This is a genomic window from Actinocrinis sp., from assembly GCF_035653575.1.
Taxonomy (GTDB): Bacteria; Actinomycetota; Actinomycetes; order Streptomycetales; family Catenulisporaceae; genus Actinocrinis.
In genome coordinates, this window is sequence record NZ_DASRBQ010000180.1 from 55,762 (window position 1) to 78,568 (window position 22,807).

A 22,807-nucleotide genomic window follows, 5' to 3' on the forward strand; every position below is an offset into this window, starting at 1 on the left:
GTCGAGGTGCCGGTCGAGCCGCGGAGCCCGTCCAGACTGCTAGGGGTGAGCCATGGTCAACGGTGGAGCGCGGCTGCTCGTCGTCGACGACGACAGCGAGGTACGCGAGGCCCTGGGCCGGGCGCTGAAGCTGGAAGGCTTCTCGGTCACGCTGGCCGCCGACGGCGCCGCCGCGCTGGAAGCGGTGCGCGACACCCCGCCGGACGCGCTCGTGCTCGATGTCGCCATGCCCGGCATCGACGGTCTCGCCGTGGCCCGCGCGCTGCGCGCCGCCGAGGACCGCACCCCGATCCTGATGCTCACCGCCCGCGACGCGATCGCCGACCGGGTCTTCGGCCTCAACGCGGGCGCCGACGACTACCTGGTCAAGCCGTTCGCCCTGGTCGAGCTGGTGGCCCGGGTCAACGCGCTGCTGCGGCGCGCCACCCAGCACACCCCGCCCCCGCCGCCGATGCTCCAGTGCGGCGACCTGGCCCTGGACCTGGCGGCCCGTCAGGTGATCCGCGCAGGGCGCCGCGCCGACCTGACCAAGACCGAGTTCGAACTGCTCGAACTGCTGCTGCGCAACGCCGGCCGGGTGGTCACCAGGGAGCTGATCATCGACCGGATCTGGGGCTACGACTTCGGCCCCGGGTCCAACTCGCTCGAGGTCTTCGTCTCCACCCTGCGGCGCAAGACCGAGATCGGCGACGCCCCGCGCGTCATCCACACCGTCCGCGGCGTCGGATACACCATCAGGGAATGCCGGACATGAGCATGGCGGCGACGCTCGCGCGTGCCAAGGCGCTGACGCGTCGCTTCCGCCGCCTCAAGCTGCGCACCCGCATGACCCTGGCCGCGACCCTCGCCGTCGCGCTCGGGATAGGCGGCGGCGTGACCTTCGCCTACCTGGCCGTGCGCGCGCAACTCTACGGCGGCGTCGACCGGCAGCTGGACAAGCAGGTCGACGCGATGAAGTTCCTCGCCTCCGATACCAAGCCACACCCGAAGGGCATACAGCCCTTCAAGCTGCTGCCGCCCGGCTCCACCCTGGCCACCGCCACGAGTATCGCGACCACCCCACGCAAGCGATTCGGCGACTCAGTTGACTACGTCCAGGTCGTGCGCGCCACCGGTAATCCGCTGCCGACCAGCGACCAGTCGGTGCTGCTGCCGGTGACTTCCGCCGACCGCGCCGTGGCCGCCGGGACCGCGCCCGAGCAGCGCCGCACGATCAACCTGCAGGGCGCCGACGTGCGCATGGTCACCGCCCCCCTCAGTAAGGGCACCGCGATCGAGGTCGCGCTGCCGCTGTCCGCCGCCGAGGATCAGCTCAGCTCGCTCGGCCTTGAGCTGCTCGCCGCCGGCCTCGCCGGGATCCTGCTGGCCGGCGGCCTCGGCTGGTGGGTCACCCGCACCGCGCTGCGCCCGATCGGCCAGCTGACCGAGGCCGCCGAGCGGGTGGCCGCGACCCGCGACCTGGCGCACCGGATCGATCCGGGCGACCGGGCCGACCGCGACGAGCTCGGCCGGCTCGCGGTCAGCTTCAACGCGATGCTCAGCGCCGTGCAGGACTCCACCGACCGGCAGCGGCAGCTGGTCGCCGACGCCTCGCACGAGCTGCGCACCCCGCTCACCTCGCTGCGTACCAACGTCGAGGTGCTGCGCAAGATCGAACTGCTCGACCCGGACGACCGGGAACGGCTGATCGTCTCGGTCCTGGCCGGGATCGACGACCTGACCGGGCTGGTGGCCGACACCGTGGAGCTGGCCCGCGGGGAGGAACCCGCCGCGGCCTTCGAGGAACTGAGCTGGGACGCGCTGGCCGAGCACGTCGTGGACCGGGCCCGGCTGCACTGGCCGCAGGTCGAGTTCGCCGCCGACCTCGCCCCCACCCGGATCGTCGCGGTGCCCGACCGGATCCAGCGCGCGATGGCCAACCTGCTGGACAACGCCGCCAAATTCAGCGGCGGGGCCGGCCGGGTGGAAGTCACCCTGGCCGGCCACACTCTCACGGTTCGGGACCACGGCCCGGGCATCCCCGAGGGTGATCTGCCGCATGTCTTCGACCGCTTCTACCGGGCCGCCTCGATGCGCGACCGGCCCGGCTCCGGCCTAGGGCTGGCCATCGTCGCCCAGGTCGCCGAATCGCACCGGGGCACCGTGTCGGCCGCCAACCATCCCGACGGCGGGGCGGTCCTCAGCCTCCGGCTGCCCGAACCGTCCTAGCCGACCGAACGGGGCGTGCTGCGCGACGTACTCGCCCTGTGCCGGGACGAGGGTGCCGGCTGCGGAGGGTGCCTCGGCCACCGGAACGCTCCGGCGCAGCGAGCGCGGCCAGTTGCGCTCGCCGAGCAGGATCATCACCGCCGGCAGCAGCAGCACCCTGATGACGGTGGCGTCCAGCGCCACGGCCACCGCGAGGCCGACCCCGAGCTGCTTGAAGTCCTGCATCGAGAGCGTCCCGAAGACCCCGAACACCGCCACCATGATCACGGCGGCGCTGGTGACCGCCCCGGCCGCGGACCGCAGCCCGTGCATCACCGCGCGCTCGGTGCTCATCCCGTGCTCACGCGCCTCCTTGATCCGGGAGACCACGAACACGTGGTAGTCCATCGACAGGCCGAACAGCACCACGAACACGAACAGCGGCAGCCAGGACTCGATCGCGCCGGGCACCTGCGAGTGCACCAGGCCCGCGCCCCAGCCGTGCTGGAAGATCGCCGTCATCACGCCGTACGCCGCACCCACCGAGAGCAGGTTGAGCAGAATCGCCGTGATCGCGATCACCGGCGAGCGGAACGCGACCAGCATCAGCAGGAAGGTGATCGCGAGCACGAACGCGAACACCGGCACGATCGAGTGGTGCAGTTGCGCGTTGAAGTCCACGCCGAAGGCCAGCTGTCCGCCGACCGCCACCTGCGCCCCGGGCAGCTTGCCGAGCGTCTGCGGCACGACCTGGCCGCGCAGCGTGTCCAGCGCGTGCAGCGAGGTCGCGTCGGTTCCGTTCCCCTCCAACGGAACCTGGATCTGCGCGACGTTCGCCGACGGGTAGAGCAGCACCCGGATCGGGTTGCCGGTCTTCGGGTCGCCAAGTTCGCCGGTGCGCAGCGCGGCCTGCTCGAACTGGTTGATCGCGTTCTGCGTCGCGGAACCCTTGATGTCGGAGGTCTTGACCACCACGACCGCCGGCGCCGGACCGCCCGGGAAGGTCCTGGCGATCTGCTGATAGGTCTGCACGATCGGGATGTTCTGCGGCACCTGCTGATCGACCGTCAGCTTCTCGGTGTGCATTCCGAACGCCGGACCGGCCAGCAGGACCAGGAAGCCCGTAGCGCCCAGCAGCGCCGCCCGCGGATGCGCGGCCACCTTGCCCAGCGTCGCGTTCCAGACCCGTCCGCCGCCGGCCGCGGCCTTCTGCGCCCGCCGCGCCCTGCGCCGCTTGGCGCCCGGAAGCCGCCCGAACTCGACCTTGTCGCCGAGCATCGAGAGCAGCGCGGGCAGCACGGTGACCGAGCCGAGCATCGCGATCGCGACCACCAGGATCGTCGCCACGGCGAAGCCCTCGAAGATGTGCATGCCGGATAGGAACATCCCGGCCATCGCGACCATCACGGTGAGCCCGGAGACCAGCACCGAGCGGCCCGAGGTGGCCGCCGCGATCCGCAGCGCGGTCTCCTTGTCCTTGCCGACGGCCCGCTCCTCGCGCTCCCGGCGCAGGTAGAACAGGCAGTAGTCGACGCCCACGGCCAGGCCCATCAGTAGCATCACCGAGTTGGCCGAGGAGTCCACCGGACTGAAGTGGCTGGCCACCGCGAGCAGCCCGATCGCGGCCATGAACGCGGTCAACGCCAGCAGCACCGGCAGGATCGCCGCCAGCAGCGCGCCGAAAGCGATCAGCAGGATGCCGAGCGCGAGCGGGACCGCCGTCCACTCGGCGTGCTTGAAGTCCTTGCCGAGCGTGTTGTTGAACCAGTGGTTCGCCGAGGCCTCGCCGAACTCGCTGACCGCGATTCCGGGGTGCGCCGACCCGACCTTGGCGACGGCGTCCATGACCGGCTGCACCCGGTCGGCCGCGGAGGTCGCCTCGCCGGTCATGTCGAACTCGATCAGGGCACTGTGCTTGTCTGCCGAGATCAAGCCGGCCGAGTACGGGTCGCGCAGGTTCTGCGTCAGCTTCGTGCCCTGCACGGCCGTGATCGCGTCCTGCACGGCGGCGCGGAACTGCGGATCGTTCGTGGTCTGCGTCGCGCTGTGCACCAGCACCATCTCGCCGGCCGGCTGCGAGATGTGCGCGTCCTGCAGAATCTGCAGCGCCCGCGCCGAATCGCCGGTGCCCTGCTGCGCGTCGGTCAGGTTCCGCTGCCCGGCGGCGCCGCCGATCACGGTGGCCAGCACCACGAACAGCAGCCAGCCGAAGACGGCGGTCTTGCGGTGCCGCGCGCTCCAGCCGCCTAGCGAGGCGGCGAGATTGCGTCTTCCCTCTTGTCGAACCGGAGTATGCACGGGAATCTCCCTCGTGGGCTCTGAGGGCGACGGTGCGACTCACCGGCCCCCACACCCAACCTAGGAATCCGCACCATGCCTCTGACATGCGGTTGAGCCCCCAATTAGGGTGTAGTTAGGTACACCCCCGGATCGGCTGTGTAGGTCCCGTGCGCACCACTTCCGGGTGCCGCAGACTGGGTCGCGTCCCGTCTCGGCGACGGGGACTCACAGGAGGTACCGAAGATGACGATCACCGCTCCGGCCGACCAGGTCGCGGTGCGCAGACCGCCCAAGTCGCGGTTCAAGCGCGCGCTGCTCGCCCCGTGGCAGGGGCTCGTGCTGACCTTCATCGCCGGCCTGAACATCGGCGTCGTCGTGCTCCAGCTCGACATCCTCGGCTTCATCGGCCTCGGCGTCGGCCTGCTGCTGCTGCCCATCTCCACGTGGCTGTGCCGACAGGTGGCCAACCTGGCCCGCCATCTGGCCTGGCGCTGGCAGGGCGTGCAGATCCAGCGCCCCTACCGGCCGAGGCCGCAGTTCCAGCGCGGGGTGATGGGGATCGCGGAGCGCTGCCGGTGGATCCTGCGGGACCCGGCGACCTGGCGGGACCTGGTGTGGAGCTTCCTCGACATGGTCGTCGGCTTCACCCTCGGCCTGTTCGCGGCCGTGTTGCTGCTCTACGGCATCGAGGGTGTCGTGCTCTCCTCGCTGTGGCCGATCCTCGTGCGGCACGGCTACAACGACTGGTACACGTTCGTGCACGTCCAGCAGGGCAACGAGAAGTGGCGCTGGGTGCCGGCCGGCATGGGCGCGTTCATCGCGATCCTCGGCTTCTATGTCGCGCCGGGCCTGCTGCGGGTGCACGCGCTGTGGACCAGGGTGCTGCTCAAGCCGACGCGGGCCGCCGAGCTGGCGCTGCGGGTGCAGCACCTGACCGAGACGCGGGCCGACGCCGTGGACGCCTCGGCCGCCGAACTGCGCCGCATCGAGCGCGACCTGCATGACGGCGCGCAGGCCCGTCTGGTGGCGATGGGCATGAACCTGAGCGCGGCGGAGGCACTGATGGAGAAGCACCCCGACGAGGCCCGCGCCCTGCTCATGGAGGCCCGCGACGCCTCCGTCAAGGCGCTGACTGAACTTCGGGGGCTGGTACGCGGCATCCACCCGCCGGTGCTGGCCGACCGCGGGCTCGCCGACGCGGTTCGCGCCCTCGCCCTGGACAGCGCGCTGAACGTCGAGGTCACCGCCGACCTGCCCGGCCGCGCCCAGGCGCCGGTGGAATCCGCGGCGTACTTCGCGGCCAGCGAGTTGCTGACCAACGTCGCCAAGCACGCGGGCGCGAGCCGGGCGTGGATCGACCTCTCCTACGCGAACGGCCTGCTGCGGATGACGGTGACCGACGACGGACGCGGCGGCGCCGACCCGGCCGGCGGCACCGGACTGCGCGGAGTGGAGCGCCGGATCGGTACATTCGACGGGTTGTTGACCGTGACGAGCCCGCCCGGCGGGCCGACCGTAGTGGCCCTGGAGATTCCGTGCGCGTTGTCCTCGCCGAAGACCTCTTCCTCCTGAGAGAAGGGCTTTCCCGGCTGCTGCAAGCCCACGGCTTCGAGATCGTCGCGGCCGTAGACGACGGACCAAGTCTGCTCAAAGCGCTGATCGACCACCGCCCGGATGTGGCGGTGGTCGATGTGCGTATGCCCCCGACATTCACTGACGAGGGGCTGCAAGCCGTCCTCGCCGCGCGCCGGCAGGTGCCCGGGCTACCCGTGCTCGTGCTCTCCCAGTACGTCGAGCAGCTCTACGCCCGCGAGCTGCTCGCGGACGGCACCGGCGCGGTCGGCTATCTTCTCAAGGACCGAGTCTTCGACGCGGCGCAGTTCGTCGACGCGGTACAGCGGGTGGCGGCCGGCGGGACCGCGATGGACCCGGAGGTGATCGCCAAGCTGCTCGCGCGGGGCAGCAGCCGGGAACCGCTGGGCCGGCTCTCCCCGCGCGAGGTGGAAGTTCTGGCCCTGATGGCCGAGGGCCGCTCCAACGCGGCGATCGCGCAACGTCTCGTCATCACCGAGCGCGCGGTGACGAAGCACACCTCGAACATCTTCACCAAGCTGGACCTGCCGCCCTCCGACGACGACAACCGCAGGGTGCTCGCCGTCCTCGCGTACCTGGACCGCTGATCACCGCCCCTGGTCAGGACAGAGTCGCCTTCGCGATCCCGAGGATGAACGGGGTGGTGTTCACCGACTCGCTCGTCGGGCTGAACGCGTACACCAGCACGCGCTGCAAGTCCCGCGTCGCGAAGACTCCGTCGGTGTATCCGGGCCGCGAGCCGGTCTTCCCCCAGACGGTGACGTCGCCGATCGTCGCGCTCATCAATCCCATGCCGAAGCAGGCCTGCCCGGTGCAGTGATCAGTACCCATATACGGCACGTCCGGCACCGTCACCATGTCCTCCAGCTCCGCGCCCGGTAGCAGTCGCCCGGTGAACAGCGAGACCATCAGGGTCCGCAGATCCCGTGCCGAGGAGATCATGCCGCCCTCGGCCCAGGGATAAGGGCTCTGCTCCGTGACATCGACGAGCGTCGACGCGCCGCTGCCGTCCGCCGCCGGAACCGCCAGGTATCCGTGCAGGTGCGGGCCCGCGATCCGATACGAGGTCGCGGCCGGCACCGAGGTGTCGTGCAGCCTCAGTGGCCTGATGATCCTGGCGTTCACCTCGTCGGCGTAGCTGTGCCCGGTGACGCGCTCGATCAGCATGCCCAACAGGAAGTAGTTCACGCCGTTGTACCGCTGCGCGCTCCCCGGAGCGAAGGCCATCGGCTCACCGGCCAGCGCCCCGACGATCTGCTGCGGCGTCGGGTGCTCGAAACGATGCGCGACAAACCCCGCTGGGTCGCCCTCGTCGTCGCCGACGTCCACGCCGGGCAGCCCGCTGGTGTGGTTCAGCAGCTCGGCGACCGTGATCGGCGGATAGGAAGCGGGCAGCTCCCCGGGCAGGTAGTGCTGGATGCTGTCGGTGAGCGAGACCTGATGCGAGGCGACCAGTTGTAGCGCCACCGTCGCGGTGAACACCTTTGTCACGCTGCCGATCCGGAACCGGTCAGAAGGCGACGGCGCGCTGCCGGTTGCCACGTCCCCGAGCCCTGACACTCCCCGCCACGTGTCACCGCTCTGAAGGTCGTTCACCAGTGCCAGCGCGCCCGTGATTTCGGCGTTCGGCAGACCACCGATAGCCGCCTGCAACGCCGCCGGATCAAGCGGCGGCAGCTGCGGTGTGTGAACCGGTGGCAAGCCGGATCCGGCCATTACCGGAGTTGCCGGAGCCGCCGTGTCCGGTGCGCCCGGCGCGGCCGCCTGCGCCCCCGGCGCCAGCGCCCCGCTCGCCAGCGCCACCGCGCCGACCACCCCGACCAGCGCGCCGATGCGCGTGTGCCCCGCGCGAGCAGAAGCCCGCAGGTACTTCGTGTCCAACGGAAGACTCCCCGATGCCTTGTTTCTCTTAAGCGGACACCGAGGAGTCTTCCGAACCGTGCTTAGAGCTTCACGGGTAGCAGAGTCAGTCTTCGAGGTGGTGCTGGCACCACCCCGGCGCGCCCGGCGATCAGGTCGTCGAGTAGTACCCGAACACGTCCACGATCAGCCGCGCCACGCCCGACTCCGCCAGATGCAAGTCGATGCCGTAGTTCTGACTTCCCAAGGTGACGGTCGCCGCGTTCGTGACGGTCTCATTCGCGGGGAAGTCGAGGGCCGAGATCGTCGGCGGGGTGGCCTCGTCGTCGGGATAAGCCGAGAGATAGCCGCCGTCTGACGGATTGGCGACCGTCAGATTCGCCGCGATGGATCCGCCGCGCAGCCCCCAGAGATCCGAGCTGCCGGCGTCGTACCCGATCGGGACATCAGTGGTGCCTACGCCGACGGACTCCAGGTCCCACGCACGTGTCGGGGTGATGGGAGTGAAGAAGCTTCCGGCCCCAGAGCGGAAATAGCCGTCGATGTCCACGATCAGGTCCGTGGATCCCGCGCTCGAGTTCGCGAAGTCCACGTAGCCGTCCGCACCGACCTTCACGATGACCTGGTTCGCGATCGTCTGCCCCGCCATGAAGTCGAGGTTCGAGACGACCGGGCGGTTCTCGCCGTCGGGATAGGCGGTGAGGTATCCGCCCTGCTTGGGGTTGGTCACGGTCACGTTCAAGGCCACGGCCGCGGCTCCGGTGTAGTTGCCTACGTAGAGCTTATGGACGCCGTTCGCCGCGATGGTCGAGGCGCTCTTCCGGGTGTCCAGCAGCCGGATCGGTGACACCGAGGTGTAGCCGTAGGTCGAATCGTCGCTGTAGTACCCCGCGAGATCCGCCACCAGGTCGACGCTGCCGCCACTGCCGTTCTTGAAGTTGACGCTCCCGTTCGCGCCGACCTTCACGATGACCGAATTCGCGAAGGTCCTGCCCGGCGTGAAGTCGAGGTTTGAGGTGGTCGGCTGCGCCGCGTCGGCGGGGTAAGCCGTGATGTAGCCGGTTTGCGTCGGATTGACCACGGTCACGTTCAGCGCGACTGCGCGCAGGCCGGTCTGGGGCACTCCGGCCACGCCGGCGATGTTCAGGCTCAGGGTGCCGTTCGCGGGCACCTTCGCCACGGCGGGAACACCGATTCCCTTGCGTGTGTCGAGGATTCGCACCGGGCTCACTGGTGTGTAGTAGGACGCGGCCGTCGTGAACTGCGCGGAAGTGCTGGCTGTATCGCCGTCCAGGTCCGTCTCGGTCACGGTGACCGTGTACGTGCCCGCCTTCGCGTACGGGTGGTCGGTGTCGAGCGCGGAATATCCGTCGACGACGCTTCCGTCACCGAAGTCGAACTTGTAGTCGGTGATCGGCCAGGCAGCCGTCGACGCGCTGGCGTCCGCTTCCACGCTCAGGCCGCCGACCGGGCTCACGGCGAGCTTTGGCAGGAAGGGCTTGGGAACGGCGGTCGCAATCGTCCCGTTGACGGTCTTCAGCCCGCCGTAGGAGTTGGTGACCGTGACGGCCGGGAAGAAGGTGCCGGCGGCCGTGTACGCGTGTGACGCGCTGCACGAGCCGTTTGTGACCGGGACCTGGTCCGTCACGGTGCCGTCGCCGAAGTCGACACGGCAGTAGTTCGCGACGGACCACGGATCCGTCACCGAAGCCGAAACGGTGACCGGAACCCCGGTGAGGGCGCGCGGCACCGAAGACGAGAAGGTGGCGGTGATGGGGTCGACGTACTCCACCGCGCCGCGGTCGTGGTAAGCGGGAGTGCCGGAGCCGGTGTCGGCCACCAGCGGGTCGTCGACCCGGGGATGACCCATGACGTCCGTGCTGAGCTCTCCGGGCGCCGAGGAGTCGGCCGAGTCGATGGTCACCGAGTCGCTCGGGATGATGCCCGAGACCGACGTGACCGAGTTCGAATCATGCGTACCCTGAGACGTTGCCGCGGCGAACGAGCCGGCGTCGGCGTACGTGCCGCCGCCCCAGGAATAGGCGATTTTCGTGTCCGACGCCGCGTTGACGTCGTTGTAGTCGGCCTTGCTGCCTGGCGTCGAACTGGAGTCGACGGACAGCGGTATGTTCGGGCTCGAATCAGTCGCGGCGGGGCACGCGATCGCGGTCGGCCCGGTCAGCTGGGCCAAGACGTTGTTCTCGATGGTCGTGGACGTCGATCCATTCGAGACCGAAATGCCGTACCCGCACCATGGGCTCACGTCATTGCTGGTAATGGCCGACGAGGTGACGCCGTTGAGCACGATACCCGGCCGCTCCACGGCCCCGACGAAGTTCTCGAGCGCGTTCGTCGTGATCGTGTCGGCGCTGCCTCCCGTGATCGAGATCGTCGCGGCTGTGCTCCCGCCGCGTAGCAGGCTTCTCGAGAGGGTGACGTTCGACGAGGCGAGGGCTTGGATCTGCGGAGCCTGCGAAGCCGAAGGCTGCCTGCTCTGCAGGCCGTCGAGTGTGATGTGGTCGGAACCCGAGATCGCGACCGTTGATCCGTTGCTGGCTAGTCGGAGGTTGGCGACGGTCACGAAGGAGGCGCCTGTGATGGTGATGTCGTTCGCCGTGCTGCCGTTCGTGGCGATCAACGGCGCACTTCCGGTCACCGCGGAAGTGGGTCCCTCGATGGTGATCGGCTGGCCCGCGGTGCCTGACTTGGTCACGGAGAACGGCGGATATATGCCCGCGAGCATGATCGTCTCGCCCGGGGTCACCGCGTTCATGGCTGCCGGGATCGTGCAATACGGCGTGACCGAGCTGTCCGCGGTGTTGTCTGAACAGCTTGTGACAGCGTTGTTCACGTAAAGCGTCGTGCCGGTGGCCGCGTGGGCGGCTGGCAGCGGCGTAAGTGATCCGACTGATATGAGAAGCGCGACCCCCGTCGCGACACGGCGCCCGTGCACCGCCCACCCCTTAGGTACGATCCAGCCCGACTAAACAGGTAGACAGTACTCGTACTGTGCTCGCTTCCGCGAAAATGTTACGTGGTTGATGCAGTCGGAACGCGCTGTCATGCCGGGTCGGCGGGAAGCAGCGCGGTCGCGGTCGGCCGCAGCCAGAAGTGCACCGACTCGGCGAGGAAGAGCGCCCACAGATATGCCCCGAGCGCGACGAAAGCGTACGTGAGCCCGTGGTGCGCGGGCTTCGTCGGGATGAAGCTCGCGAGCACGAGAATCACGACGCGACCCTCGAAGCCGAGCGCGCCCGCGATCGTGAGCCACCGGGGCACACTCGCCGCCGCACGGATCCGGTAGACGATGTCGTAGTGGTGGTACATGACCGCCGCGAGGTACAGGAACGCGAGCGGCATCGCGCCGTGGATCTCGGCGGCGAGCGCGATCGCGATGGCGTATTCGAACGCGTGGTAGACCGGCGGAACCAGCCAGCCCAGCTTCGAGCCGAGCCTGCGGACTTCAGCCAGCGGCCGGGCAAGGATGTCAGACATCGAGTACAGCGCGTCAGTCGCTTCCCGGCTGCGCTCGGCGGGCTGGGGGGCGAGCGAACGCTGCACGCGCCCGGCCGTCGTGTACGCGGCGGCAATCAGGCCCCAGATGAGCAGCACGGTGAACGTCGTGCGCGGCTTAGTGAGCGCGGTGAGCAGCGCGATCAGTGCCCAGCGTTCACCGATCGGCAGCACGATGACCTTGCGGGCCCAATAGGCGATGGTCTTGTCCGGCGTGACCGGCAGCGGCTGCGTGTTGCCGTCCTTCGCGCCCGCTGCACCGCGCCCTCTGTTCCCCTCATGGAAGGCGAAGTCGACGTGATGCCGCACCGTCTGCAACGCCATCGCGAGCGCTGCCAGCAACCACACGTTGTCGCCGTTGTGTGCTGACCCGAAGGCCAGGCCCGCGTAAACCGCGTACTCCTTCGCGCGGTCGAACGTCGCGTCGAGCCACGAGCCGACGCGCGAGAAGTTCAGCGCGTAGCGGGCCAGTTGGCCGTCGGTGCAGTCCAGGACGAACGAGATGTACAACGCCACGGCCGCCGCGACGTACCCGGCCCTCGTGCCCGTCGCCGCCGTGATCGCCCCCACGATCGCGATCAGCAGCGACAGCGTCGTGATCAGGTTCGGGCTTAGCCCCCGATCCGCGCACCAACGCGCGAGGAACCGCGAGTACGACGACACGAACAGCGTCGCGAACAGCCCGTCGTCGCTCTTCACCGCCTTGCGCAGCCGGATCGCTTCGCCGTCGATGTGCGCCACCCGGTCGTACGCGTCCTTCCGGGCGGCCAGCGGCGCGTCGACCAGGGTCGCGATCAGCCCGTTCGGCAGCTCCACCTCGTGGATCGGCAGCGACTCGGCCAACTGGGTGGCCAGCACGTCTGGGACCAGCGGGCGCGGAGCCGTCAGCTTCGCCGCCGGCGACGCCCCCTCGACTCGGTGCGCGGTGAGGTCGGGCAGCGTGCGCAGCCTGGTCGCCAGCAGTTCGCGCGCCTGACCGGACACCGTCAGCACGCCGACCGAGTGCGCGGCCGTCCAGCGCGGGTCCTCGATCGCCAGCCGCAGCGCGTGCCGGTGCGCGATCAGCCGCCGGTCCACCAGCGCCACCCGCCCGGCCGCGGAGGCGCTGGCCACGGCCCGCGCGGCGGCCGCGGGGCCGTCCGCGTCCACGACGGTCGCCCCAAGGGCGGACAGCTCCGTACGCAACACCCCGTCCCCGTCCACTGGCTGGGGTCCGGTCAGCACCGCGATGGTGGGAATGCGCACTCGGCGGCCTTCCTCTTCACACTTGTTGGCCCGGCGGCAACCATAGTCCCGGCAACGGTAGTCCCTCACCGTGTTCGGCTACCATCGTGCAGCGATCGCCGGGACCGGCGGACGACCGGGCGCGGGGGGCCGAGACCGAGCAAGTAGTGAGGACGCGACGTGCCGAGTGAGACTTCCGCGTCGGATGTGGCCCCTGTGGCCCCGGACCTCAGCGTGGTCGTCATCGTGTACAACGACGCGGCCCGGCTGCCCACGGCCGTCGACTCGGTTCTCCGGCAGACCCTGCGCAACCTCGAAGTCATCATCGTCGACGATTGCTCAACCGACTCGACGCCGCAGGTGGCCGAACGTCTCGCGGCCCAGCATCCGCGGGTGCGCTACCTGCGGCTCGCGCAGAACAGCGGAGGCTGCTCCGCGCCGCGTAACGCCGGGATCGAGGCCGCGCTCGGCACGTATGTGATGTTCCTCGACTCGGACGACACTCTCGACATGCACGCCTGCCTGAACATGCTGGAGGCGGCCGAGGAACACGAGGCGGACCTGGTCTCCGGCGTGTGCGTGCGCGTGCACCATAACCGTTCCGGGCTGACTGAGACCGTGCCGTGGTGGCCCGAGATGTACGCCGAGCGGCGGGTCCTCGACGGCGTGTCGCAGATGCCTGACCTGCTGCGGGACACGCTGTCCACGAACAAGTGCTACCGGCGCACGTTCTTAAATGGGCACGGCTTGAATGGGCACGGCTCGACGGAGCACGCGCTGCGCTTCCCGGTCGGCTTCCACTACGAGGACCTGCTGTTCTCGGCGAAGGCCTACCTCGCCGCCCGTCGCATCGTGCTGATCCCGGAGACCGTGTACCACTGGAACGTCATCGTCCGGGCCGCGCAGAAGTCCATCTCAAACCGGCGCGACGAGATCTCCAACGTGCGCGACCGGATCGCCATCCACCGGATGATCGACGAGGCGATCACCGGCTGGCTCGCGGCGGGCGGCGACGTGGCGGTGAAGATCGCGAAGGATGCCAAGTTCATCGAGCACGACCTGGTGCTTTACCTGCGCGACCTGCCCTATCAGGAGCCTGGGTACGTCGCCGAGTTCACCGAGATGTTCCGCAGCTACCTACGCACTCTGCGACCGGAGGCCTTCGAGCGCTGCCCGCACCGGGTCGCCGTCGCCGGTGCCTACTTGCTGATCGAGGACGACTGGCCGAACCTGGTGACGGTCTGCGAGCACCTGCTCGACCGCACCCGCGAGAGCGCGAAAGCCTTGGAGCGCACCAGGATCACCTCGGATCTCGTCGAGCGGGACGGCCGCGTGTACTGGTGCGACGCGCACCTCGACACCGAGGCCGGCCGCGCCGCGCTCGACGTGACAGGGCTCGGATGGTCGCGCGTCCCGTTCAACCGGACAAACCTCGCCTCCCGCCTGACCGGCCTGCGCGCGCTCGACGGCGGCCGCATTCGCATTGAGGGCGAGACGGTCAACCCGCTCAACCGAATTCCGCAGGACGCTGACTTGTCCGCGTCGTTCGAGTTCCGGCCGGTGGCCCGCGCGATTCGCAAGTACCGAGTCAAGGCCAAGGATGTCACTCACGAAGGCAGCCGCATCCTTTGGTCTGTCGAGCTCAACCCAACCAAGACCGTCAAGCCGGTCGGGATCGTCGACCAGGTCTGGGAAATCCGGCTGCGGCTGACCGCAGGAGCGCTCGGCACGACCGAGTCGAAGGTGACCGCGCTGAAGCTGCCCGACGCCTCGGACGGCGGACAAGGCACGCCCCTCACCCTCCCGGCCCGTCCCCTGCTCACGCGCGCAGTCGGCGACACATGGATCGCCGGCATCAACCATCGCGGCCTCTTCACGCTCAACCTCACCGCCCGCAATCCGATCGCGCGCGCCGTCACCGCTCCCTTCACTCAGCCCGGCGCGAGCCCCCGCAGCGCACGCGTCCTGCGCATCGCGCAACGCCTCTACAAGCGCGCACAGATCGTCAACGACCCGCGCATCAAGCGCGAGCTGTATACACGTGCGCTGACGCGCCTGCCGCTGCGCCGCGGCTCGGTCGTCTTCGAGTCGCACATGGGCGGTTCCTACAGCGACAGTCCCAAGTACATCTACGAGGCGCTGCGTCGCTCCGGATACCGCGGCAAGGTCTACTGGTCGTACGCCATGAGCAGCGCGGGATTCCCGAAGGACGCCACGCCGGTCAAGCGGAACTCGTGGGCTTATCTACGAGCTCTGGCCCGAGCCGAGTTCTGGGTCGACAACCAGGGCTTCCCGCAGTGGATCAGCAAACGCCGCGGCACCACGTACATCCAGACCTGGCACGGCACCGCGCTCAAGCGGATGGGCCTGAACACGCCACACGTGCGCGCGATGCTGGTCGCCGATCGCAAGAAGCTGGTCAAGGCCGTCGGCCGGTTCGACTATTTCCTGGTCCGTTCCGAATACGACATCAGGACCCTGGTCCAGGCGTTCGAGCTGCGCGCCGAGCCGTTGCGCGTCGGCTATCCCCGCAACGACGCGCTGCTCGCCACCGACCGAGATGAGCGCAGCGCCCGACTGCGCCGGCAACTCGACCTTCCGGACGATCGAAGGGTTCTGCTGTACGCCCCGACGTTCCGCAACTCCAGCGGACCGTTCGAGCCCGGATTCGACCTGGAAGATTTCGCCCGCCGCTTCGGCGACCGGGTCCTGCTCCTGGTCCGTGCGCACTACCTCAACACCGTGCAGGTGCCGAAGGAAGCCGGGGACGCGATCCGCGACGTGTCGACCTATCCCGATGTCACGGAACTGATGCTGGCCTCAGACGGCCTGCTCACCGACTATTCCTCGGTGATGTTCGACTACGCGCTGCTCGATCGGCCGCTGCTGTTCTTCGCCCCCGACGCGGCGACCTACGCGCAGGACCGCGGCACATACTTCGACCTCGCACAGCGGGCACCGGGACCGTTCACCACCAACCAGGACGAGCTGTTCGCCGCAATCGACGCGTTCGCCGCCCTAGACGGGAGCGCCCCCGATCCCCACTCCGATGCCCGTAAGCAGTTCGCGCACGAATTCGGCGAGTACGAGACCGGCACCGCCGCGGATCAGATCGTCGCCCGGTTCTTCGGTGGCAAGGGCGGTGCGCGATGACGGAAGTCTTCATCGTCTGCAACACGATCCACGAACTCGGCGGAGTGCAGCGCTGGGCGCACCGGATCGGCGAGCTGCTCGCGGAGCGCGGGCACCGAGTGCACCTCGTGGGCATCTTCGCCGTTCGGCAACCGCACGAACTGGCCAGTGCCGACCCGGACGGTGAGCGCGTCGAGCCCGCGTATCAGACCTCGCTCATCCACCCGAACCTGTACGGCGGCAAGCCGAAACCCGCTTTGCTCTCCCGCATCGCCAACCCGCTCGCCTACGTCCGCTACAAGCGCTGGCAGGCCGTTCAGCGCTCCGGCGCCGGCCGCCTTCGCGCCCTCTTCGCTGGCGCATCAGACCCCGCAGACACGGTCGTCATCTGTGCCCAGGTGCACGCGATGGAATGGGTCGCCCAAGCCGCACCGCCCAACCTGCCGGTCATCGCGATGAGCCACGAGTCCTACGCCGCAGCTAACGCATCGAGCCGCGGCCGACGCGTCCGCAGCCTGTACCGCACCGCCGCGCGCTTCGTCTCCCTCACCGACGCCGACGCGCACGAGTGGACCCGCGCGGGCATGAACAACGCCGCCGCCATCCCGAACCCGCTGCCGATTCCGGCGCTCGGTGGCGCGGACCCGGCTGCCCGCGTCGTCGTCGCAGCTGGGCGCCTCTCCCAGGAAAAGGGCTTCGACCTGCTCCTCGACGCCTGGCACCAGGCGGTCCTCAGCCGGCCCGGCTGGACCCTGCGCATCTACGGCTCGGGCCCCGAACACGACGCATTGCGCGAGCAAGCCCGGTCCCTCGGCCTGGAATCGAGCGTCGACTTCGCCGGGCAGACCGGCGACATCGCGGCCGCGCTCGTCGAGGGCTCGATCTTCGCCAGCGGCTCACGCGCAGAGGGCTTCCCGATGTCGCTGCTCGAAGCGATGGCTTGCGCGCTGCCCTGCGTCGCCTTCGACTGTGCTCCCGGGGTCCGCGAACTCGTCCACGACGGCGTGAACGGCCTGCTCGCGCCGCCCGGCAACACCGAAGCCCTGGCCAACGCCCTGGGTCGTCTCATGGACGACGCGGGGGAGCGCGCCACGATGGGCAAGGCCGCGCTGGAAAGCGTCTCCGCCTACGCACCCGACCGGATCGTGGACCGCTGGGAGCGGATGATCACTCTGGTGTTGCGTTAGTTGCGCCGTGGCGCTAGCCACCCTTCGCCAGGCGTTCGGCCTGGCTGTCACAGACGTATTACGCGATCATCGCCGAACGGTCGCAGGCTCTCGGATAGGGTCGGCAGCATGACGTGGCTGGTTACCGGAGGCGCCGGATTCATCGGTTCGCACGTGGTGCGCGCTCTGCTCGCTGACGGCGCACGAGTAGTCGTGCTCGATGACCTGTCCACCGGCGACAAGAGCCGAGTGCCTGACGGCGTCCCGCTGGAGATCGGTTCGGTGCGGGACCGCGCGCTTCTGTACCGCGTGCTGGCCGAGCACCAGATCGGCGGCGTCGTGCACATCGCCGCGAAGAAGCAGGTCGGCGAGTCCGTCGAGAAGCCGCTCTGGTACTACGAGGAGAACGTCGGCGGCCTGCGCATTCTGCTCTCGGCCGTGGTCGAAGCCGGGGTGCGGCGGCTGGTCTTCTCCTCCTCGGCCGCGGTGTACGGCTCGCCTGACGTACCGCTGATCACTGAGGACACGCCATGCGAGCCCCAGTCTCCCTACGGCGAGACCAAGCTTGTCGGCGAGTGGCTGATCCGTGACGTCGCCGCCGCGCACGGCCTGGCGTACGCCAATCTGCGCTATTTCAACGTGGCCGGCGCCGCTTCACCGGAGCTCGGCGACCCGACCGCACTGAACATCGTCCCGATGGTCTTCGAGCGCATCGAGGCGGGGCTGCCGCCGCGGATCTTCGGCGCCGACTACGACACCCCGGACGGGACCACGATCCGCGACTACATCCACGTCGGCGACATCGCCAGCGCGCACGTCGCCGCCGCCCGGCGGCTGGAGCGGGACGAGCACGCGGCGCTCACGCTCAACATCGGCCGCGGCGAAGGCGTCTCGGTCCGTGAGCTGGTAGACCGCATCCTCGAGCACACCGGCAGCGACCTGGTACCGGAGATCACGCCCCGGCGCGCCGGCGACGCCGCGCGGTCGATCGCGTCGGCGGATCGCATCAAGGCCGAACTCGGGTGGTCCGCTCAGTACGACATCGCAGATATGGTGGCCTCCGCGTGGGCCGGTTGGCGTATGCGCCATGATGCATTCACGCACTAGTCACTAGCTACATCGAGCAACGCGGAACAGGAACCATGATCGGGCTTATCCTCGCCGCCGGGGCGGGTCGTCGACTGCGCCCATATACGGACACACTGCCCAAAGCGCTAGTGCCCGTGGGCGGCGATCGCACCGTCATGGACTTGACGCTCGCGAACTTCGCCGAAGTCGGCCTGACTGATGCGGCCGTGGTGGTCGGTTACCGCGCCGAGGCGGTGCACGAGCGGAAGGCGGCGCTGGAGGCCGCCTACGGCGTAACGCTGCATCTCGTGCACAACGACAAGGCCGAGGAGTGGAACAACGCTTACTCGCTCTGGTGCGCCCGTGACCTGCTCGGCGAGGGCGTGATCCTAGCCAACGGCGACACCGTGCACCCTGCCTCCGTGGAGCGGACGCTGCTTGGCGCGCGCGGCGGCGAACAGCGGATCATCCTCGCCCTCGACTCGGTCAAGAAGCTGGCCGACGAGGAGATGAAGGTGGTCTGGACGCCCGAGGGCGGCGTCCGGCGGATCACCAAGCTCATGGAGCCCGCCGAGGCCACCGGCGAGTACATCGGCGTCACGCTCATCGAGCCGGAGGCCGGAGCCGAGCTGGCCGACGCGCTCAAGGCGACGTTCGAGCGCGACCCGCAGCTCTACTACGAGGATGGCTATCAGGAGCTGGTGGATCGTGGCTTCCGGGTCGACGTGCAGCCAATCGGCGAGGTCGACTGGGTCGAGATCGACAACCACGACGACCTGGCCAAGGCCCGCCGCATCGTCGCGAGCCACGGCGCCGATTCCGCGGCGCCTGACCCGACTGTGCCCGACTCCACCGTGCCCGACTCCACTGTGCCCGACTCGAGCGTGGCCGGGCGCGCCTAGTGGCCGTCCTCACTCGGCTCATCCCGGGTCCCGCGGCCGTGCGGATCGGCGCCGGAGCCGCCAGAGAGCTGCCCGCGATCCTCGCCGACCAGCGCATTTCCACCTCCGGCCGGCTGGCCATCGTGATCAGCGAGGGTTCGGGCAGCGAGCTGCGCGAGCGGCTGCGCGAATACCTGCCCGCCGACGCGGGCTGGTTCCCGATCCGCGGCGGCGCCCTGGACGACGCCGTGGACGTCGCCGACCGCATCCGCGCCTCAGCCGGATCTGGGGGAGGGCACGGGCTCGGCTCCTACGACACGATCGTCGGGCTCGGCGGCGGGCGCGTGATCGACGTCACCAAGTACGCGGCGGCCAGGCTCGGCCTGCCGATGGTCGCGGTCGCCACCAACCTCGCGCACGACGGCATCTGCTCGCCGGTCTCCACCCTCGACAACGACGCCGGCCGCGGCTCGTACGGCGTGCCGGGGCCGATCGGCATCGTCGTGGACCTGGACCTGGTGCGTGACGCGCCGGCGGCCTTCGTGCGCGCGGGGATCGGTGAGGCGCTGTCCAATCTCTCCGCGCTCGCCGACTGGGAGCTGTCCCACGACGAGACCGGCGAACCGGTAGACGGCCTCGCCGCGGCGATGGCCCGCACCGCCGCGGAGGCGGTGCTGCACCAGCCCGGCGGTATTGCGGACCCTGCCTTCCTCGCCGTGCTTGCCGAGGCGCTGGTCCTCTCCGGCCTTGCGATGTCCGTCGCCGGGAACAGCCGCCCCAGCTCAGGGGCCTGCCATGAGATCTCGCACGCGCTCGTGCTGCTCTTCCCGGGCAAGTACGGCCAGCACGGAGAGCAGGTTGGCCTCGGCGCGGCCTTCGCGTCTCACCTGCGTGGGGATGCGGAACGGACAGGGCAGCTCGTGGATGCGTTAAGGCGCCACGGATTGGCTGCCGTTCCGGCCGAGCTGGGCCTTGACGCCGCTTCATTCGTCGAAGCGGTAACGTACGCGCCGCGGACCAGGCCCGGACGCTACACGATCCTGGAACACCTCGACCTGACCGAAGCGAAACTGCGCGACGCGGTGAAGGACTATGTCGACACCTACGCTCGATGAGCTGCGGCTCGTCGTCCAGCCGCCGGAGAAGATGCAGCGGCGCAGCGGCGAGCACTGGGCCGGACGGCTCTACATGCGGTGGATCTCACTGCGCGTCACCCGACTCCTCGTCAACTCGCCCATCTCAGCGAACGGCTACACCTATCTGATGATCGTCGCCGGGATGGCCGCGGGGGCCGCGCTGCTCATCCCGGGCCTCGTCGGCGCGATCGTCGGCGCGCTGCTGATCCAGGTGTACCTGCTGCTCGACTGCGTCGACGGCGAACTGGCCCGCTGGCGCAAGCAGACCTCGATCATCGGGGTCTATCTCGACCGGATCGGCGCCTACGGCGTCGAGGCGGCGTTCCTGGTCGGCCTCGGCTTTCGCGCCGACCACTTGCACTCCGGACCGTGGACGGTGCTCGGCTTCACCGCCGCGGTCGGCGTGCTGATCGTGAAGTCGGAGACCGACCTGGTGGACGTGGCCCGCGCCCGCTCCGGCCTGGCCGCGGTCGCCGAGAGCGCGTCCGTGCCCCGCTCCGCGAAGGTGGCCAAGGCTCGCCTCCTCGCCTCCGCGTTCAAGGTGCACCGGCTGATCGTGGTCATCGAAACCTCGCTGCTGGTCCTGCTCGCCGGCCTGCTCGACACGGCCACCGGCGGCGGAGCCAGTGGCCTGTTCTACACCAGGCTCGCCGTCGCGATCCTGGCCGGTATCGCGCTGGCCATGGTCTTCCTGCACTTCGTCTCCATCGTCATGTCGAGCAGGCTCAAGGGATGAAACTCGCCGCCGTCATCCTCACCATGGGCAACCGCCCGGCCGAGCTGGCCGACCTGATCCGCACGGTCGGCAAGCAGCAGGGCGACCCGATCGACATCGTGGTCGTCGGCAACGGCGTCAAGGCCTCGGAACTGCCCGACCTCGGTGAGGTACGCACCGTGGACCTGCCGGAGAACCTCGGCATCCCGGCCGGACGCAACGAGGGCTACCGCGTGCTGCTCGAGCTGCCGCCGGAGCAGCGGCCCGAGGCCATCCTCACCCTGGACGACGACGGCTCCCTCGACGGCGACCAGGTCGCCGAGAAGGTCCGCGCCGCCTTCGCCGCCGAGCCGCGCCTCGGCATCATCTCCTTCCGCATCACCGATCCCGAGACCGGCACCGTGCAGCGGCGCCATGTGCCGCGCGTGCGGGTAGGCGATCCGAACCATTCCTCACAGGTCACCACGTTCCTCGGCGGCGCCAACGCGACCCGCACCGCCGTGCTCGAGCAGGTCGGCCTGCTGCCCGCCGAGTTCTTCCTCTTCCACGAGGAGACCGACCTGGCGTGGCGCGCGCTGGACGCGGGCTGGACCATCGAGTACCGCGCGGACCTGACGCTGAACCACCCGGCGACCTCCCCGACCCGGCACGCGACCTACCACCGGATGGTCGCGCGCAACCGGGTCTGGCTGGCCAAACGCAACCTGCCGTGGCCGCTGGTCCCGGTCTACCTGGCGGTCTGGTTCGCGCTGACCGTGGCCCGCAACCGTGACCTGTCGACGCTGCGCCCGTGGCTGGCGGGATTCGCCGAGGGCGTGCGCAGCAGCGCCGGTCCGCGGCATCCCATGCGATGGCGTACTGTCTGGCGGATGACCAGACTCGGTCGGCCGCCCATCATCTGACGGCGCGCGGAGGCAACCGGGCAGCGGGACCGGTCAGTCAGACTAGTAAGGCGATGAGGGCGAGAAGAGTCGAAGTGAGCGGTACGCAGACAGTGGCGGCTGAGCCGGAGCGCAAGAGCGCCGACCCCGGCGACGTCAGCCTGCCCCCGGTCGACCCCGAGTTCCAGGAGCTCGGCGGCTCGGGCATGGCGGCCAAGTACGGCCTCTCGGTGGCGGGCAAGCGGCCGAACCCGGTCGCGTACGCGCGCCGGCTCTGGGTGGCCAGGCACTTCATCATCACCTGGGCGACCGCGCGCAACCAGGCGCTTTACTCCGGCTCCCGGCTCGGCCAGCTGTGGCAGGTGCTCACCCCGGTCCTCAACGTCGGGGTCTACTACCTGATCTTCGGCGTGCTGCTGGGCACCAACCGCGGCGTGCCGGACTTCCTGGTCTACCTGGTCACCGGCGTCTTCATCTTCAACTTCATGCAGACCGCGATGCTGTACGGCTCGCGGGCGATCAGCGACAACCTCAACCTGATCCGCGCGCTGTACTTCCCCCGCGCCAGCCTCCCGATCGCGATCACCATCATCCAGCTCCAGCAGCTGCTGATCGCGATGGTGATCCTGGCCGCGGTGGCCCTGGCCAAGGGCGAGCCGTTCACCTGGCACTGGCTGCTGATCGCCCCGGCGCTGTGCCTCCAGTTCGTCTTCAACACCGGCCTGGCGCTGCTGGTGGCCCGCTTCGGCGCGATCCTCACCGACACCAGCCAGCTGCTGCCCTTCATCCTGCGTACCTGGCTCTACGGCTCCGGCGTCTTCTACAGCATCAAGAAGATGGTCGCCCAGCACCCGAACGTGCCGGGGGTGATCACCTGGATCCTCGACCACAACCCGCCGCTGATGTTCATCCAGGTCATCCGCGACCAGCTGATCAGGGTCCCGGCCAGCACCGACCCGAAGGTCGCCACCGACTACGCCAACGCGATGTACGTTCCGGCCCACGCCTGGCTGTGGCTGGTGTTCTGGGCGCTGGTCGTCGGCATCGGCGGGTACCTGTACTTCTGGCAGGGTGAGGAGACCTACGGCCGTGGCTGACAAGAAGGCGGTTGCCAAGAAGGCGGTTGCCGGCAAGGCGGGTACCGGCGAGAGCGTGCCGGCCGCCACCACGG

General features: G+C 69.3%; 16 protein-coding genes and 1 pseudogene. 13 read left to right on the forward strand and 4 right to left on the reverse strand.

Going from position 1 to position 22,807, the window contains the following annotated elements:
* Positions 1-52 precede the first annotated feature (52 nt).
* Both VFA06_RS24405 and VFA06_RS24410 read left to right on the forward strand, forming a co-directional pair.
* Positions 53-754, forward strand: a complete 702-nt coding sequence (locus VFA06_RS24405; protein ID WP_324843045.1) for a response regulator transcription factor — start codon at positions 53-55, stop codon at positions 752-754.
* Entirely contained in the window at positions 742-2,208 is a 1,467-nt protein-coding gene (locus VFA06_RS24410) for a HAMP domain-containing sensor histidine kinase (RefSeq protein WP_324843046.1), read from the forward strand. The genes VFA06_RS24405 and VFA06_RS24410 overlap by 13 nt, the downstream gene beginning before the upstream one ends.
* Here the strand turns inward: VFA06_RS24410 and VFA06_RS24415 are convergent.
* Positions 2,095-4,485, reverse strand: coding sequence for an MMPL family transporter (locus VFA06_RS24415; RefSeq protein WP_324843047.1), 2,391 nt, complete (start codon positions 4,483-4,485; stop codon positions 2,095-2,097). The genes VFA06_RS24410 and VFA06_RS24415 overlap by 114 nt on opposite strands.
* A gap of 225 nt (positions 4,486-4,710) precedes the next feature.
* Between VFA06_RS24415 and VFA06_RS24420 the strand changes: the two genes are divergently transcribed.
* Together VFA06_RS24420 and VFA06_RS24425 are read left to right on the forward strand one after the other, a co-directional pair.
* On the forward strand, positions 4,711-6,039 hold the full coding sequence (locus VFA06_RS24420) for a sensor histidine kinase (RefSeq protein ID WP_324843048.1): 1,329 nt from the start codon (positions 4,711-4,713) through the stop codon (positions 6,037-6,039).
* Positions 6,003-6,647: a response regulator transcription factor gene (locus VFA06_RS24425; protein ID WP_324843049.1), complete on the forward strand. Its 645-nt coding sequence runs from the start codon at positions 6,003-6,005 to the stop codon at positions 6,645-6,647. The genes VFA06_RS24420 and VFA06_RS24425 overlap by 37 nt, the downstream gene beginning before the upstream one ends.
* A 13-nt stretch (positions 6,648-6,660) precedes the next feature.
* Here VFA06_RS24425 and VFA06_RS24430 read toward each other — a convergent pair whose 3' ends face one another.
* The gene (locus VFA06_RS24430; RefSeq protein WP_324843050.1) at positions 6,661-7,941 is read right to left on the reverse strand and encodes a serine hydrolase domain-containing protein; all 1,281 of its coding nucleotides are present in this window, start codon (positions 7,939-7,941) and stop codon (positions 6,661-6,663) included.
* Positions 7,942-8,071: 130 nt separating this feature from the next.
* Positions 8,072-10,501, reverse strand: a complete 2,430-nt coding sequence (locus VFA06_RS24435) for a PKD domain-containing protein (RefSeq protein ID WP_324843051.1) — start codon at positions 10,499-10,501, stop codon at positions 8,072-8,074.
* Positions 10,502-10,514: 13 nt separating this feature from the next.
* Here VFA06_RS24435 and VFA06_RS24440 point away from each other — a divergent pair, with 13 nt between their 5' ends.
* The gene (locus VFA06_RS24440) at positions 10,515-10,775 is read left to right on the forward strand and encodes a hypothetical protein (RefSeq protein ID WP_324843052.1); all 261 of its coding nucleotides are present in this window, start codon (positions 10,515-10,517) and stop codon (positions 10,773-10,775) included.
* A 205-nt stretch (positions 10,776-10,980) separates the two neighbouring features.
* Here VFA06_RS24440 and VFA06_RS24445 read toward each other — a convergent pair whose 3' ends face one another.
* Positions 10,981-12,678 carry a DUF5941 domain-containing protein gene (locus VFA06_RS24445; protein ID WP_324843053.1) on the reverse strand — a complete coding sequence of 566 codons (1,698 nt, stop codon included), beginning with the start codon at positions 12,676-12,678 and terminating at the stop codon, positions 10,981-10,983.
* 159 nt (positions 12,679-12,837) lie between these two features.
* Between VFA06_RS24445 and VFA06_RS24450 the strand changes: the two genes are divergently transcribed.
* The 8 genes and pseudogenes from VFA06_RS24450 to VFA06_RS24485 all read left to right on the forward strand — a co-directional run bounded on the left by VFA06_RS24450 (position 12,838) and on the right by VFA06_RS24485 (position 22,733).
* Positions 12,838-15,810: a bifunctional glycosyltransferase/CDP-glycerol:glycerophosphate glycerophosphotransferase gene (locus VFA06_RS24450; RefSeq protein WP_324843054.1), complete on the forward strand. Its 2,973-nt coding sequence runs from the start codon at positions 12,838-12,840 to the stop codon at positions 15,808-15,810.
* Entirely contained in the window at positions 15,807-16,976 is a 1,170-nt protein-coding gene (locus VFA06_RS24455) for a glycosyltransferase family 4 protein (RefSeq protein WP_324843055.1), read from the forward strand. Before VFA06_RS24450 ends, VFA06_RS24455 begins: the two co-directional genes overlap by 4 nt.
* A gap of 108 nt (positions 16,977-17,084) precedes the next feature.
* A complete protein-coding gene (gene galE / locus VFA06_RS24460; RefSeq protein ID WP_324843056.1) occupies positions 17,085-18,062 on the forward strand; it encodes a UDP-glucose 4-epimerase GalE in 978 nt (325 codons plus the stop codon).
* A gap of 35 nt (positions 18,063-18,097) precedes the next feature.
* Positions 18,098-18,832, forward strand: a pseudogene (locus tag VFA06_RS24465) (sugar phosphate nucleotidyltransferase); the annotation flags it as partial.
* 92 nt (positions 18,833-18,924) lie between these two features.
* On the forward strand, positions 18,925-20,019 hold the full coding sequence (locus tag VFA06_RS24470; protein WP_324843058.1) for an iron-containing alcohol dehydrogenase family protein: 1,095 nt from the start codon (positions 18,925-18,927) through the stop codon (positions 20,017-20,019).
* Positions 19,997-20,776 carry a CDP-alcohol phosphatidyltransferase family protein gene (locus tag VFA06_RS24475; protein ID WP_324843059.1) on the forward strand — a complete coding sequence of 260 codons (780 nt, stop codon included), beginning with the start codon at positions 19,997-19,999 and terminating at the stop codon, positions 20,774-20,776. Before VFA06_RS24470 ends, VFA06_RS24475 begins: the two co-directional genes overlap by 23 nt.
* Positions 20,773-21,657 (forward strand): hypothetical protein, encoded by an 885-nt coding sequence (locus VFA06_RS24480; RefSeq protein WP_324843060.1) that lies wholly within the window; start codon positions 20,773-20,775, stop codon positions 21,655-21,657. Before VFA06_RS24475 ends, VFA06_RS24480 begins: the two co-directional genes overlap by 4 nt.
* A gap of 74 nt (positions 21,658-21,731) precedes the next feature.
* A complete protein-coding gene (locus tag VFA06_RS24485; RefSeq protein WP_324843061.1) occupies positions 21,732-22,733 on the forward strand; it encodes an ABC transporter permease in 1,002 nt (333 codons plus the stop codon).
* The last annotated feature ends 74 nt before the right edge of the window (positions 22,734-22,807 follow it).

What these genes read in the sequence shown, in the direction of transcription:
- VFA06_RS24405 (WP_324843045.1), top strand. Translation starts at nt 53, where the DNA reads ATGGTCAACGGTGGAGCGCGGCTGCTCGTCGTCGACGACGACAGCGAG.
- VFA06_RS24410 (WP_324843046.1), top strand. Translation starts at nt 742, where the DNA reads ATGCCGGACATGAGCATGGCGGCGACGCTCGCGCGTGCCAAGGCGCTG.
- VFA06_RS24420 (WP_324843048.1), top strand. Translation starts at nt 4,711, where the DNA reads ATGACGATCACCGCTCCGGCCGACCAGGTCGCGGTGCGCAGACCGCCC.
- VFA06_RS24455 (WP_324843055.1), top strand. Translation starts at nt 15,807, where the DNA reads ATGACGGAAGTCTTCATCGTCTGCAACACGATCCACGAACTCGGCGGA.
- galE (WP_324843056.1), top strand. Translation starts at nt 17,085, where the DNA reads ATGACGTGGCTGGTTACCGGAGGCGCCGGATTCATCGGTTCGCACGTG.
- VFA06_RS24475 (WP_324843059.1), top strand. Translation starts at nt 19,997, where the DNA reads ATGTCGACACCTACGCTCGATGAGCTGCGGCTCGTCGTCCAGCCGCCG.
- VFA06_RS24480 (WP_324843060.1), top strand. Translation starts at nt 20,773, where the DNA reads ATGAAACTCGCCGCCGTCATCCTCACCATGGGCAACCGCCCGGCCGAG.